General features: G+C 46.2%; 9 protein-coding genes. 7 read left to right on the top strand and 2 right to left on the bottom strand.

The window, feature by feature from the left end:
• Window positions 1-141 precede the first annotated feature (141 nt).
• From B2O97_RS00355 to B2O97_RS00335, 5 genes are all read left to right on the top strand, one after another.
• Window positions 142-1,857, top strand: coding sequence for an FAD/NAD(P)-binding protein (locus B2O97_RS00355; protein ID WP_286766653.1), 1,716 nt, complete (start codon window positions 142-144; stop codon window positions 1,855-1,857).
• Between the two features lie 138 nt (window positions 1,858-1,995).
• Entirely contained in the window at window positions 1,996-5,610 is a 3,615-nt protein-coding gene (locus tag B2O97_RS00350) for a response regulator (protein WP_286766652.1), read from the top strand.
• A gap of 77 nt (window positions 5,611-5,687) precedes the next feature.
• Window positions 5,688-6,062, top strand: a complete 375-nt coding sequence (locus tag B2O97_RS00345; protein ID WP_159333172.1) for a response regulator — start codon at window positions 5,688-5,690, stop codon at window positions 6,060-6,062.
• The gene (locus B2O97_RS00340; protein WP_159333171.1) at window positions 6,059-6,886 is read left to right on the top strand and encodes a CheR family methyltransferase; all 828 of its coding nucleotides are present in this window, start codon (window positions 6,059-6,061) and stop codon (window positions 6,884-6,886) included. The genes B2O97_RS00345 and B2O97_RS00340 overlap by 4 nt, the downstream gene beginning before the upstream one ends.
• Window positions 6,887-6,971: 85 nt before the next feature.
• Window positions 6,972-7,628, top strand: a complete 657-nt coding sequence (locus B2O97_RS00335) for a response regulator transcription factor (RefSeq protein WP_286766651.1) — start codon at window positions 6,972-6,974, stop codon at window positions 7,626-7,628.
• Window positions 7,629-7,822: 194 nt separating this feature from the next.
• On the opposite strand, the gene B2O97_RS00330 is transcribed toward B2O97_RS00335, so the two are convergent.
• A complete protein-coding gene (locus B2O97_RS00330) occupies window positions 7,823-10,552 on the bottom strand; it encodes a DUF5695 domain-containing protein (protein ID WP_286766650.1) in 2,730 nt (909 codons plus the stop codon).
• 273 nt (window positions 10,553-10,825) lie between these two features.
• Between B2O97_RS00330 and B2O97_RS00325 the strand changes: the two genes are divergently transcribed.
• On the top strand, window positions 10,826-14,227 hold the full coding sequence (locus B2O97_RS00325; RefSeq protein ID WP_286766649.1) for a family 43 glycosylhydrolase: 3,402 nt from the start codon (window positions 10,826-10,828) through the stop codon (window positions 14,225-14,227).
• Between the two features lie 77 nt (window positions 14,228-14,304).
• On the opposite strand, the gene B2O97_RS00320 is transcribed toward B2O97_RS00325, so the two are convergent.
• Entirely contained in the window at window positions 14,305-14,784 is a 480-nt protein-coding gene (locus B2O97_RS00320) for a hypothetical protein (protein WP_286766648.1), read from the bottom strand.
• A 189-nt stretch (window positions 14,785-14,973) separates the two neighbouring features.
• On the opposite strand from B2O97_RS00320, the gene B2O97_RS00315 reads away from it, so the two are divergent.
• Window positions 14,974-15,897: a hypothetical protein gene (locus B2O97_RS00315; protein WP_286766647.1), complete on the top strand. Its 924-nt coding sequence runs from the start codon at window positions 14,974-14,976 to the stop codon at window positions 15,895-15,897.
• The last annotated feature ends 42 nt before the right edge of the window (window positions 15,898-15,939 follow it).

Here is a 15,939-nt window from a genome sequence, read left to right as displayed (position 1 = left end):
GAATTCGAGATTCAGGTATTTAAATCGTAGCCCGTATTTATCCCATTTTTTATTGCAGGGGAATAAATCTGTCTAAAACTTTCTGCAATTTATCCTTGTTCTTAAAACCGAATACTGTCCACTAGGCAGGCAACGAAAACTATGCAACAAAACATTCATGTAGCCATTATCGGGGGTGGACCCAGTGGCCTGTTTATGTACAAAAGATTGATCGAAAGGAATATCGCCGGTCTCAAGGTATCTATTTTCGAATCCCGAAAACAATTGGGGGCAGGAATGCCTTACAGCTACGAAGGTGCCACACCGGAGCACTTGACGAATGTATCGGATCATGAAATCCCCGCATTGGTCACGACGATTGAGGATTATGTTCAATCCCTATCGGAGGCCACGCTCCGTACTTATGGAATCGATGTGGACGATTTTAATCGCTACAAAGTGGTTCCACGGCTGCTCCTCGGCCGCTACCTGTCGGAGCAGTTTATGTTGTTGAAGCGGATGGCGGATGAACAGGGCATTGAAACACAGGTTCACCTCGCTAGCCAGGTTACTGATATTATTGACCTCGAAGGCCAAGCGCAGGTTAAAATCACGGTGGGCAGCACCGATACCTATATCGTAGACAAGGTAGTCATCTGTACCGGACATAAGTGGCCAACCAAGTATGAGGGCAATGTCGAACATTATTTCGAATCGCCCTATCCACCGTCCAAGTTGGCCTTAAAAACCAATCACGCCGTCGGGATACGCGGTGCTTCGCTCACAGCAATCGACGCTATCCGTACGCTGGCTCGCCACAATGGTTCTTTTGAAGCCCTGGAGACAGGAGAGCTAAGGTATGAGATCGACCCGGGAAGCGAAAATTTTAAGATATTGATGCATACCCGCAGTGGGCTGCTTCCTGCGATCCGCTTCCATCAGGAAGAACCTTTCCTGGCCAATAACCTGGTGATCTCCGAAGAGGAGCTGATGCTTAACAGGCTAGAGAATGAGGGTTTCGTCTCGCTGGATTTTCTGTTTGAGCGCAATTTTAAAGCGCAGTTCAAGGAAAGAGATCCCGACTTTTATGCAGTCGTGGAAAAGCTCAGCCTGGAAGACTTTGTAGAGGCAGTACTCCATTTAAGGGAACAGAAAGATGCCTTCGAGGGATTTCGCCAGGAGCACGAACAAGCGCTGAAATCTATTAAAAGGCGCCAATCCATCTATTGGAAGGAAGTGCTTTCTGCCTTGAGTTTCACCTTAAATTATCCCGCCAAGTACATGTCTGCCGAAGATATGCTGCGTTTAAAAAAAGTACTCATGCCGCTGATTTCTATTGTCATCGCTTTTGTGCCGCAGAGTTCTAGTCGCGAGCTGCTCGCGCTGCACGATGCTGGTCGGCTGGAGGTGGTCAATGTTGGTACCGAAAGCCGGGTTGAGCCTGCGCACGATCGCGGCGCCAATTATTTTTATACCGATGAATCAGGGATCGAAATAAAATCGCATTATAAGACATTTGTGGATTGTGTGGGACAGCGACCGTTGAGCTTTGAAGAATTTCCATTCAAGAGTTTGGTCGACAATGGCCATGTCAGCCCAGCCTACTTACGGTTTCGCTCCGTGGAACAGGCCAAGGAACAAATGCTGGCAGGCAATGACCACATGTTTGTGGCACCGGATGGCGCTATTTTTTTGCAGGTACCCGGGGTAAAGATCGATGACAGCTTCCGTTTGGTAGACCACGGCGGTAGCGCCAGTCAACGTCTTTTTATGATGGCCGTGCCTTATATGGGCGGCTATAATCCGGATTATTCAGGCCTTGATTTTTGCGCCGCCACATCGGCTATCATTGCCGGGAAGATTGCGGAGAGCGGATAAATACGCAACTTTTTGTTAAAATACGGTAAGATGGTTGAGGCCCGGGGGCGTAGGATTTAATTTAGGCTCCCTATTGCTATATTTGGCCGCCATCTAGACCATCGGTTGGCATAGTCTTAACTCAATTGATGAAAAAGCATGCCTAAAACTATTTTAAGAAACCTGCAGATAGGTTTTGGAATATCCCTGTTGATCCTGTTAGCGAGCTCAACGGCTTCTTATATTAGTATTCGTAAGCAGAACCATAATAGTGCAATGGTCGACCACAGCCGGCGTGTCATGAGCCGTGTCAACAAAATTCTGCAGGATCTGCAGAATGCCGAAACTGGCCAGCGCGGATTCCTGCTTACAGGTATGGACAAGTTTCTGGATCCTTACAAAACCGGCCTTCAGTCGCTGCCCCAATCGCTGAGCCGTGCGCACGACCTTACTTCCGATAATCCCGAGCAACAGCATATAATCGATACGCTATCCACACTCGTGCAATCCCGACTGGCAAAGCTTGAAAACCTGGTCAATATCAAAAAGCGTGGTGGAATGGTCTCCGTATCGCAGCTTGAGGAGGGGAAAACCTATATGGACAGTTGCCGTTTGCTGATCAGCAAAATTATCGATGGTGAAGAACTTTTGCTCAATAAGCGTTCGGAAGAACTGAGCCGCTCTTCGGGCTATACCTCTATCTTTGTTTTGTTGGCCGCTGCTGTATCCTTATTGATTACCCTGTTCTTTTACTTTCGCCTGCGAGCGGATTTCTTCCAACGGGAGCAGCTGCAGAATGACCTGAAACGTAAAGATGAAGAGATACAGCGCCGGCTGAGCATTACCCAGCGTATCGCACGGGAGATAGCAGCCGGGCATTATGATATGCAGATTCAGGATGGCGAACAGGACGATCTGGGCAGCCTGACGGGATCCCTCAATGAAATGGCGCGTTCGCTCAAAACATCTTTTGAAGAACTCAATAATAACAACTGGCATCAAGCTGGTCTAACCCAGCTGGGTAACCTGTTGATGGGTAATAAACAGCAGGAAGAGCTTACGGCTGTCACGCTGGGCCATCTGACAAAATATGGCAACTGTGTAAACGGCGCCATATACTTGATGGAACAAGATGAGCTTGTCTTAAGGGGATCCTATGGACTTGAAGATCTCGAACGTAAACGCTTCGCCCCAGGTGAGGGCATGGTCGGCCAGGTCTTTAAAGACAAGAAAGAAAAGTTATTCGAAAACCTCGAAGATACCCATTATGTCATCAGCTTTGCTGCTGGGAAGGTACTGGTGAACAACCTTTTTATACTGCCTGTCTTTGATGGTAACGACTGTATCGGTGTAATGGAGCTGGGCTCACTACAACCTTTTTCTTCCATTCAGCTGGCGTTTTTTAGGGATGCTGTGCAAAAGGTGGGTACGACACTTGCGGCGGCCCAAGCCAGGCTGGTGGTACAGAATTTATTGGAAGAAACCCAGGCACAGACCGAAGAATTGCAGGCACAGCATACCGAACTGGAATCGCTCAATTCGAGCCTTGAGATGCATACCCATAAACTGCAGGCTTCGGAAGAGGAACTCCGCGTACAGCAGGAGGAATTGGTGCAGTCTAACCGGGAATTGGAAGAGCGCTCCAAATTGCTGGAGGATAAAAATGTGGAGATTGCCGAACGCAATCAGGAAATACAGAAAAAGGCGGCGGAGCTTGAACAGAGTACGCGCTATAAATCTGAGTTTTTGGCCAATATGTCGCATGAACTGCGTACACCGCTCAATTCAATTCTGTTACTTTCACGCTTGATGTCCGAAAATTCAGATGGTAACCTGAATGAAGAACAGATGGAATCGGCAGCTGTGATCCAAAGTTCGGGAAAGAGCTTGCTGACCTTGATAGACGAGATTCTGGATCTTTCCAAAATAGAATCCGGAAAAATGGACCTGGATGTACAGCCTGTATTCTTTGCCGATATAGTGAATGGATTGACGGCTATGTTCGGACCAATCGCCGCCGACAAGCAGCTCGGATTAGAAATGAACGTTGCGGAGGGACTGCCGCTGCAGCTCGAAACAGACAAGCAGCGCCTGGATCAGATTTTACGTAATCTATTGTCGAATGCCATCAAATTTACAGCTTCGGGTAAGGTTACCTTGCATATTGACCGCGAACAGTCGCAGAGAAACCGTATCGTATTTGAAGTGCGCGATACGGGAATCGGAATACCGAAAGACAAACAGCATCTGATATTTGAAGCTTTTCAGCAAGCAGACGGTTCTACACGCCGCAAATTTGGGGGTACTGGACTGGGGCTCTCGATCAGTCGGGAACTGGCGCGTCTGCTCGGAGGTGAAATCTTGCTGGATAGCGAAGAAAACAAAGGCAGTGTATTCCGGCTGATCCTTCCAGCGAAGACTTCGGATGCCGCGCCAGCTGCTTTCGGCACGGTGCAATTGTTGCCGATAGAGCTAGACTTCGCTGAAGAAGCATCTACAGCTGGAGTGCAGACTTCGCAAACAGTGAACTTACCTGCCGAAAAGATACTGGAGATACCTATCCCAGCCGATATTCCTGATGATCGCGATAGTATCGTCGCCGGCGACCGCCTTATTTTGATTGTTGAGGATGATATTGAATTCGCAAAGATTCTGCTGAAATATACGCGCCAGCAAAACTACAAGGGTATCGTGGTCGTCCGTGGTGATATCGCGCCTGAGATGGTGGCACGTTATATGCCGTTAGCCGTTCTGCTGGATATTCAGCTTCCGCTCAAAGATGGCTGGCAGGTAATGGCTGAGATCAAGGAAAACCCCAAGACTCGACACATACCGGTGCATATTATGTCTTCTTTACAGGTTAAGAGGGAAAGTCTGCTGCAGGGCGCCATAGACTTTATCAATAAACCGATGGCATTGGAGCAGATGGGGGATATGTTCCGTAAAATAGAAGATGCCCTTACGCGGCATCCAAAAAAAGTACTTATTGTTGAAGAAAATCCCAAACATGCGGCAGCGCTGTCGCTCTTCCTCGGAAGTTTTGACATTGCCTCGGAGATCAAGAGCAACGTAGATGATAGCATTGTGGCGCTGAGCTCAGACACTGCCGACTGTGTGATCCTTGATATGGGGGTTCCAGACCGTGTTGGTTACGAGACATTGGAAGCTGTAAAACGAAATCCGGGTCTTGAAAATTTGCCGATTATTGTTTTTACCGGTAAGAACCTTTCGCAGGTAGAGGAAATGAAATTAAAACGGTATGCGGATTCTATCATTGTAAAAACGGCTAACTCCTATCAGCGTATTTTGGACGAAGTGGGTTTATTTTTACATCTCGTAGAGGAAAATAGTGGTCCTTCTACCAAATCTCCGGGTAGACTTGGCTTTTTGCAGGATGTTCTGCAGGGTAAAAAGGTGCTTGTAGCGGACGACGATATCCGAAATATCTTCTCGCTCACCAAGGCGCTCGAAAAATATCAGATGACCGTGGTCCCGGCAACGGACGGAAAAGATGCGCTGAAACAGCTGGAAGATAATCCGGATGTAGCGGTGATCCTGATGGACATGATGATGCCCGAAATGGATGGTTACGAAACGATTGCTTCGATCCGGAAAGATCAGCGCTACGAAAACATGCCCATTATTGCTGTTACAGCCAAATCAATGATGGGCGATAGGGAAAAATGTATTGCCGCAGGAGCGTCTGATTATATATCCAAACCGGTGGATATTGATCAGCTTTTGTCCCTACTTCGCGTATGGATGTATGGATAATAGGTATATAAGGATGATGTATGGATCTATTATTAGTAAGGTGTTATATATAGACAATAGGGGGATACTAAAACTGCATGGATAAGAACAAAATCATATTGATTATCGACGATGATCAGAACAATATATTTGCATTGAAATTGGCCCTGAAGTCAAGAGGTTTTCAAGCGATAGGCTGCCTGTCTGCTGAAGAGGGACTTGCTCAGTTACGGGATCATGCCGGCATAGGCCTTGTCCTCATGGATATGATGATGCCCGAGATTGACGGTTATGAAGCCACTCAGCTGATTCGGAAAACAAAGAATGCCTGTGAATTGCCCATCATCGCTGTGACGGCACAAGCCATGACCGGCGACCGTGAAAAATGTCTGGCTGCAGGAGCAAATGGCTACATTTCGAAACCGATAGACATTGAACTTCTGGTGCAGCTAATAGGGGAAATAAAAGGATGATTACGGGAAAAAAAATTGTCAGCCAAGAGCAGGTGATGATGCTGATGGAGGATGTGGAGCGTCTCTATGGTTACGATTTTACCCATTATACGAAAGCCTCCTTATCGCGGCGAATCAACCAACTTTGCCTGCTGGATAATTTTGCGAGCTTTGCCGAACTGCGTTACCGAGTTGTCCACGATCCGGAATACCTGCAGCGATTTGTCGAAAAGATGACGGTCAATGTGACCGAAATGTTTCGTGACCCTAGCTTTTTTGCACATCTTCGCCAGGAAATCCTACCCAAATTGCGTACCTACGCCTTTATCCGTATATGGATAGCTGGCTGTGCAACAGGTGAAGAAGCGTATTCACTGGCCATTCTATTGCAGGAACATAATCTGCTGCACAAATCGCTGATCTACGGCACCGATATCAATCCCTCTGTGCTCGAGCAGGCAAAGAAGGCTGTTATCCCGATGGCAAATCTAAAATCCTATGTTGAAAATTATCAGCTTTCAGGTGGTAAAGCTGATTTTTCATCGTACTATACCGCGAATTATAACTGGGTGAAACTCAATCCCACCTTGCGGGAACGAATTGTATTCGCTTCGCATAATCTGGTGAATGATGCTTCTTTTAATGCTTTTCAGCTGATTCTATGTCGCAATGTGCTGATCTATTTTGACACAGAGCTGCAGGCCAGGGTATTATCGCTCTTTGATGAAAGCCTCGAGACATTTGGTTACCTTGCCTTAGGCAGTCAAGAGACGCTGCGCTTCTCTGCGCTGGCACCCAACTATGATCAGGTAGGAAACGAAAAAATATGGCGCAAGGTCAAGTAGAATGGACTACTTTTTTTTAACTGGATAGTATTAAAAAATTAACTTATTTAAAAAAATAAAGTATCTTAGTAGGATTGGAGGAAAAATGACTAAAATTCTTTTAGTTGATGACCACCGGCTTGTACGCAATGGGATACGCTTGATAATTGATACCCACGACAAGCTTACGGTGGTAGATGAAGTAGATAGTGCGGAGGATGCACTGATCTACCTCGAACAAAATACATTGCCGGATCTGGTTTTAACTGATGTGAATATGCTGGGGATGGATGGCATAAGTTTTATCCGTATGGCCAAAAAAATCTATCCGGATGTTAAGTTTGCCATATTATCCATGATTGAAGAGCCCGCTCAGGTAGCCGAAGCTTTTCGGAGCGGAGCGGACGGCTATCTGTCCAAGGGTGGCGATTATGATGAGATCTTGTTTGGCTTATTGCGCTTGGCGCAAGGTCACAAGTATCTGATGACTAATTTCGGTTTGCGCTTTATGGAAGATTATAATGTTGAGAGCAGTGCTACGGTCGATGTAGGTTCGCGCCTGGCACAGTATGAGATTTCCGATCGGGAGTTTGCTGTGCTGGAACTGATTGCCCAGGGTTTCACGGCAATGGAGATTGCGGATAAAATTTTTCTAAGCAAACGAACCGTTGAAGGACATCGCCAGAACTTGATGGATAAGACAAAAAGTAAGAATACGGCGGATTTGATCCGTTTCGCTTTTCAGCAGAAGCTTTTGAGTTAGCGCAGGATTTTTCGAATGGCGAAGACCTTAGGAAAGGTATCAGGAAATATTTTGCTAAAGTGAGTTATTAAGAATCGGGCTTCCATCTAAATGGAAGCCCGATTTTTGGGCGTCTTACGATCTCTTTTGTTTCTAGCGTGAATGCTAGCGTAGATATAGCCCATGTTTAAGTCGAACGTTGCCTGGATTTTTTGCTACTTCAGCTTTTTCAATTTTACCGTTTTTGTTGATAGGGGTATTACATAGCGATTCATCGCATCTTTGTTTATTCCTTCCACTTCATAATGGCTTTCTGGATTTACATTGAGCAGCATATTCGTGCTATATTGGTTCGCCTCCGTATTGAAGATCAGGGTGACGCTTCGGTCTTTTTGATCGTACTGTAATTCGGCAATTTCTCCGGCATCGGTGGTCAGCCAAAGATTTTCTTTTGCCAGAAAGACACGCCCTTTGGAAGCTGTAGTCAGGGCAACCTTGACCAGCTGTTTTTCGGTTTTTAGATTACCACTGAAAGCCAGCCAGCCAAATTCGGGATGGTCGACAATATAGGTTCCCGAATTGACGGCATAGCCATAAAAACCGGTTCCATAATCGCCCGAGATACCGTCATTGGCCAGTGTGGACGGGTAAGAGTGGAATGCTCCCGGGCCAAAGCCGTCTTGGGTGACATTGGCCAATGCACCCATCATGCCGGCATGTCCGATACGGAGTAGGTAGAAGTCGTCCGGATGGTCGCGGTAGGCAGTCAGGACGGGAATGGCATTGAGGGCCGAACCATAATGATGCAGCTGCCGCTCGATACGGGAGAGCTTGCCGCCATAGACAAAATCCCAGTAACGGCGCGCACTGCCATTGTAACCCCAGTGCGGAACGGTTGGCATGTAGGCGATGATGGCATTTAGGGTGACTTGAGCCTTTTCATCGAAACCAAAAAAGCGTGACCAGAGGTATACCTCTTCCTGACCGGTAGAGTCCCAGGGCATCTCGCTTCCGAATGGATAATTGAGGGTTTTCCAATGCTCTGCTCGCTTGCGCATGGCAGCTTCAAGCTTATCGGCCATGGTGGTTAATCCTTCCTTTCGGAGGTCATTGAGGACGATAAGGAAAATACTGCCTTCCATTTGACCGAACTGTGCGTAATAAGGCGCTTTTTCGACCATGGCGATACTGGTCTGGTACGCCCGTTCGAGGTACTTGTCCCAAGTTTCCTCGTTGACCAGATTGTTGTAGTTGCGGGCAAGCCTGTACATCACCCAGTGTGCTGCCGCCACGTGTGGGTAATTGTAGGACCGCCCAATGTCGTCGGCTTCTTTTTTAGGCCAAGCAGCCCAGGTCTTCCAGTTGATGTCCGAGCGGTAGGTCCCTGCGGGCATCGAGTCTGGTTCATAATAAAAAAGGCTTTTGACAACGCCATATTTCTTGTCGCCTTCTTTATGCTGGATATGGCCATATAGTGTCTCATTGACAAAACGTTTCAATTTGGCTATTTCCTGCTGATTGGGCTGTAGTACCTGTTTCATCAGGGCGGCAAGCCAGCTTGCGGCACCGGCTTCATCGCTTAGACCCGCAAACCAGGCACTCTTATTTTGGGTGATGGGCTGCTGTTCTTCATAATCGTAGGATATAACAGATGGTGATCGGTCAAAAAGATCTTTATCATTTTCATACCACTGCTTGGTAGTGAGGAAATGGCCCAGATCTTGGACGACTTCTTTTTCAGATTTGATCACTTTATAGTGTATCGTCTGTGTAATGCCATCCCGGTAGTTGATGGTAAGCCGCGCACGTCCCCAACGGTTGCCCTTCACTTCGTATTCGGTCCAGTGCTGTGTTGTACTTCCTTTTTTTGTCAGGGTCAAAGCACCTTCAGGATAGACACTGACATTTTTGACCGCTTTGCTATGCTTAACAAAAAGTTTGGCGGGATTGTCCATGGGGACAACATATCCGGGAAGCCCAACAGCAACAGGCCTATTATTTTTCAGTAACTCCGATTCAATTTGTCGGATACTTGGTGCGAGAACGAATTTTAAGGCAAAGGTCTTTGATTCATGTGGCTTCAAGAGGGTAGAAGTCGGTGTATTCCATTGTTCTACGCCTTTCCAGTCAGTCTCAGCATGGGCCTTACTGTGGATCAGCCATTCATGAAATCCCTCAAAGGTAATACTTCGGGGGGTTGGGTCGGTATTGAGCGGATTGTAGGCTTCAAAGCCTGCATTTTTATAGGGCAATACCAATAGACTAGGTCCATTGCCATGTAGACGGTTGACCTGTAGATAACCCGCATCTTGGCCGATATAGGGATCGAAAAACACATTCTGTGCATGCGCCTGATCGAGATTTTTCCAGTCCATGTTGTTATTGAATGGAAGGGGGATGCCCAGCGCGCCAATTTCTATGGTATAATCAGTTGGATTTGAAATCTCAAAGCTAAGGATCAGGTCGCCATGGTCATCTTGCCAGTTGCGGATGACCTTTAAGGGGATGTTGTTGAGCGTAGGACTAATATCCGCGCTGGCCAGGTTGTTTTTTGTAGGACTTAGCGCCTTTACGTGCTTACGCGCTGTAGCCGATGAATAGGCGCTCCAGGAGCTATCGCCCTGACGACGCAAACTGATCGTGATATCACCGATATGAAAAAATTGATTACGGTCTCTTTTGCGCAGGAGTTCAACAGGTGTATAGTCAAAGTCTTTTTCGCTTCCGTTGGGACGAAAAGAAGATAGCGTCTGCGACGCATTGAGAATGGCTACATTGAGGTTTTTGAGGGTAAAGCTTTTGGCGCCCTCTTCTACGCCTAAGGTGGCTTGCTGCGCTTTGACTGCTTTCCATACGGGGTGTTCGTCCTGCTGGCTATATACGCTGCTTGGCAACTGTGTGCATACGAGCGTAAATAGGATCCAATAGCATTTTTTAAGATTCATTTTAGATATTTTAATACTCATTATTAGACAGCTAAGGTCAATGCTCTTACAAAGATGAAGGATTGTACCCTGTATTTATGGGTAGATTTTAACCTTCAATAGCCCATTTTTAACCAGTTAGCCCTCAAAATTTGTAATGTGATGACTGAAGTTATAAATTTAATGTTAAATAGACATTTATCGTAGATTTTATTTGTTGTAAAATCTGTTAAATGGCAATATCGTTTCTTATGTACCTGTAAACTCTTATGTACTTGTAAACCTTGTGTTATCATGAAACATCATTTTTCTTTCCCTATTTTGGCAGCAATGGTTATGTCGCTAACAGGGCTGGTGGCTCAGCCATTGAAACCGTACCAACAGCCTAATGTATTGAATCCACTGCTGCCCGGATATTTTGCGGACCCGAGCATCAAGAAAATTGCCGATACATATTATATCTATGCGACTACGGATGGGAACGGTTGGGGCGCAGGCCCTTCGCAGGTGTGGAGTTCCAGGGATCTGAAGAACTGGACCATTCAACCCATGAACTGGCCCAATACACATTGGTACTGGGCGCCTGATATGACGCATGGATACGACGGACGATATTACCTCTATTATAGTCAGCCTGTAGAAATTTTTGGGGCAGTGGCCGACAGCCCAACGGGACCTTGGGAACCTTTGGTAGCCGAAGGCAAATCGATGATCCCTAATTATATGATTCCAGGTGTAATTACTCTGGACGGGCAAACCTTTCGGGATGATGATGGCCGCATTTATCTATTTTGGGGAACCTGGGGAATCTACCCCGATCATGGATGTGGGGTGGGGATACTCAACAGGGATATGAAAACGTTCGAAAAGACAGCATTGATACCCAATACGGTGGCAAAGGACTTTTTTGAGGCTCCTTATATGTTTAAGCGTAAGGGCATCTATTACCTGATGTACTCCTCGGGGCATTGCGAAGATGGTACGTATCGTGTTCAGTACGTTAAAAGTAAAACCGGTCCCATGGGGCCTTTTGAATACCCGTCGACCAATCCCATATTGATTACAAACGAGGATGGCAGTATACACGGTCCAGGACATCATAGTATTCTTGAACAGGATAATCGTTATTTCATTGTCTATCACAGGCACAACAATCCACACGCTGGGGGTGGCTTCCATCGTCAGGTTGCCATGGACGAGCTATTCTTTACGCCTGACGGCGATATTGAGCCGGTGCGGCCCACACATGTTGGTGTACCGGATTTGTTTCCAGCACTAGCAGAGCCAGTCGATTTGGCTTTTGGTAAAACCGTGACGGCCTCTTCCTGGTACAATACCGACTTTAGGCCTTCTTTTTTAGTAGACAACAACAATGGAACGCTATGGCGGGCCAAAAATAATCAGGGACCCGCCTGGGTAGCTATCGACTTAGGTAAAACAATGGATATACAGACCATAGCCATTCAGTTTGAATACCCGACGTATGCCTATCGATACCGACTCGAAACCTCTATGGATGGTATCGTCTGGGAAAATTTTGTGGATCGCTCGGATAACGACCGCTGGGCGAGTCCTATTGTAGAACATGGCAAAGCTTCGGCAAGATATGTTAGATTAACCATTTTCAACACGCAATTGAATGGACTTCCTCGTGGCGTTTGGAACATGAAGGTGTATGCACAAAAGCTTCCACAACAGACGCTATGGTCTGCAGCACAAAAGATGCCTGTGCAGGAAGTCGCAGTGGGTAATTTGATCCATATCGATGCGGCCAATTACCAGGAAGGACAATACGTAAAAGGTATTCAGAATAAAGGGCTACTCGGGGGCATATTCAGCACGGAACAGGCCCTGGCTGTTAAAAATTATCAGGGTAAAAAGGCATTCTTCTTTGATGGTGGAACTGCGCTGCGATCGACATTCGCCGTGCCGCAGTCGTTGGCTGCAAATGGCTCCTATAGTATAGGACTATGGGTCAATAATCCGGACATAGCGCGGTTTGAACAGCTGGTTGCCTGGTCGTCGGGCCAGCAGGATCTCAGTAAAGCGATTTTTGGTTATGGTACTGATGCCGGACGTGGGGCCATCACGCATGGCTCCTGGCCTGATTTGGGATATGCATCGGTTCCGGACTCAAATGTGTGGCATCATATTGTATTTTCCTTTGACGGCTATCAGGAGTCTGTTTATGTGGATGGAAAGCTGCAGCGTAGGGAAAATAGGATGCTGTTTGTCAAGCCCGGGGATGTTTTTGTCCTGGGAGCTTCGGATATACTGGACCAGCATTTTTCGGGCTATGTATCCAGTTTGCAGGTATATAATACGAGCTTGGATGAGGAGGAAGTGGTTAGGTTGGCCAATGAAGTGCCGAAATCGAATTTCTTTGCGCTGCAAACTGACGATTTAAACCTCGGAAAGCTCAGCACCTTGCGGAACCAGGGAACAGCGAAGGATACCTTAGTGACGGTTGACGATGCGGAAGTTATGATAGCCGGAAATAGATTGGCACTGAAAGGTAAGGCTTTTGAAAGTTCGGCGCTAAGGGAGATTCTTCAGCTGCAGCGGTATACGCTTTATTTTGATTGGTATGACGATGGTTCCTGGCAGCATGCTGTGCTTGTCAATGATAAAGGCAAGAAGAGCTTTTATCGCAATGGGAAGATTGAAAAGCACGTGTTTTCTGACAAACTGCTGCGGGTAAGTAAGAATACCCTCGAACTGGCTTATCCATTTCATTTCTTTCGCGCCTATGCTGGTACCGTAACATCGGACGAGGTAGACGCAAAGTTCAGTCAGTGGAAAGCGGGCCTAGCCAAGGGACTGGACGGGTATGTTCCGCAGGTGCTTTCTCCGCCGCGCCTGATCAATGCCGATCAGGTATTTGCACAGGTAGAGAAAAAGCCAGGAATGTGGTATTTATTCCGTTCTGATGGTGAGAGCTCAGGCTGGAAGCAGCAGTCTTACCATCTTTTTAAATCATCCGGACCCGGAAAATCTATCGAAGTTCTTGCGAAGGATGCCTTTGGCCATGTCAGTAAACCGGTAGTGGAAGCGATTTCGGCGCAAAAGCCGAAATTGGTGCAGCCAGCACAGGATGAAAGCTATTCAGCCAAGGATCAGGAAATTCCTTTCTGGGATGGTTATCACTACAGTGAAAAAACCGATAGCACGCAGACAGCGCTTTCCTACCTAGCTGGAACCTGGAAAATCCAGTCCAAAAATACAAAATGGGGCGATGCAGATCTTCTAGCCCCGTTTGTTTTTAAAGAGCTGGAGGGCGATTTCACGCTAGAGGTTAAGGTAAGTGATGTGGTAGGCCTGGGCCGTAAAGTACGTACATCAAGTGAAGCTGGTGTCATGATTCAAAGCATGGATCGTAAGGATGCCTATATCAGCAATTGTATTTTGACGGGATGGAACCTGGGCAACCTTTCGCGGAGCATCGGTCCACAGATTTTTCAGGAAGAGAATACAGGAACGGGCCTTAATTTTTCGCCTTACCTTCAGGTCCAAAAGGTCGGTAGTTATTTCTTTTTGCGTTGCTCGATAGATGGTGTGGATTGGAAAGATCTGCCTGGAACACCGTTTCTACGTCCAGATCTGAACGGCAAAAGACTGCGCGTCGGCCTTTACCAGATTGCCGGTAACAACCAGTTGGGCTATGGCGAATTTGAAAGACTTTGTATCTGGAAATAAATATGATATGTCCATAAAAAAACAGCATTGAACAATGTGCAATGCCGTTTTTTTATGGAAAGTTTACTGATGAAGGATCACTTGGAGTCATTTAGCGTTAAAGTGCTGATTAATGAGTCAGCTTCAATTTTCGTTATTTGTTTGCTGTATGACCCGGTTTGCAATTTATAGCGGAGATCCACCACTTTCGCTTGTATATTATAGCGAGTCATCACTTTCAGCACTTTGGTATATTGCCTCTTTTCGGCATCGTACCCGAAAGCGAAAAGATCCAGTTCTTCCTTGATGTTGCAGCCTTTAAAATAAACATTTTTCCAACGATGTCCTAAATTGCCGATGGGATTATACCAGATGATGGAAGAATCGAGATTTCTTCTGCCCCAGCTATCGGGAATGGGATACAGGCCCAGTTTCTTACGCTGTTCATTGTAATGAACGCCATATTTTTCGGTGATACAGGTTTTGCTGAAATACGACCGGATGGAAGGATAAATGGGCAATAGAATAGCAATAAAAGATAGTACGACAAATAGGTTCCGAAAAGTGGTTTTCTTCATAAGTGGTCTTTTGATGTTGCTAGGCTCGTATATTGTGCACCTTCATTGTATCTGTCTACAATGGATTTCCTGTTTTCATTTTAAATATATTAAAAAATATGGAGTGAGGCGCTTCTAAAGTAAAATTAGGGCGATCAAAAACATTATGAAAAGGTTATTGTTGTAAAAAATAAGGTATAACCTCAGGTAATGAAAATAATTCTTCTAACGCTTAGATCCTTTCTCTTTTTGTCCGTATTGCTGTTGACAGCCTGTTCGACCTTGATCAACAATGTTCAGGTACATACGTTGACAACAAATTACTGCGCGCCAAATGTGGCCTATAGATCAATTCCAATACAGGAAATCACTGCCTCGGACAGTATTCAGTTAAGGAAAATCTTTTCTTACCATGATTTTGTGCTGATCAGATATCTCAATCTGGCAGAACCTATCATCCAGTTTTTGGGGACTGCGAATAATGCTACGCTGAAATTGGCGGCCAAGCAAAAGATGATTGAAAGGTACATGCTGTTTGAGACAGAGCTGAATGCCATCGCAGCAGAGTTGGATTGTAACGGTGAGCGTATCGATAAGCTCGCAGGTTATATAGACGAACTGAATGCGAAAACGCAGACCCGTCTGACTGTGGCTTCTATACTACTGGGAGCCGTTACAGCCGTGACTGCAACCACGGTCAAAAATGATGGTCTCAACAATGGGTTGAGTATCGCTGGCGGGGGCGGCACCGCCGTATTGGGGTTTATGACACTAAACCCCAAAGGTAAAAGGATCAAGATGCAGCTGCAGCGAAATATGCTTGAAAGTATTTGGTATCAAAATAATAAGCAGCAGATCTACCCAAGCTCAGTTTGGGGAATTCTGTCCGAGAAAAAATTTAGCAACGCTGAAAATTTTTCTTTGATTGAAACAATGCGGCAGCGCTGGTTGCAATACGGTTTGGATGATGAACCGGATAGTCCCCGGCAGCAGCTTTATTTTAAGGATGGTGGAACTTTTTCAGCCGAGGAACTACATGATCTAGCCAATATGCACAATGAATTGCAGGCGACCATTCGTTCCATCCAGCAAGATATGCGAAGTTTAATACTGGCCATTCATACACTGGAATGAGGTTAAGTCCTTTCATTACTGAAATGACTAGTCACATATCTA

Origin of the sequence: Sphingobacterium sp. UBA865, from assembly GCF_002295765.1 — a bacterium.
Taxonomy (GTDB): domain Bacteria; phylum Bacteroidota; class Bacteroidia; order Sphingobacteriales; family Sphingobacteriaceae; genus Sphingobacterium; species Sphingobacterium multivorum.
This window is presented reverse-complemented; position numbering and strand designations above follow the sequence as displayed.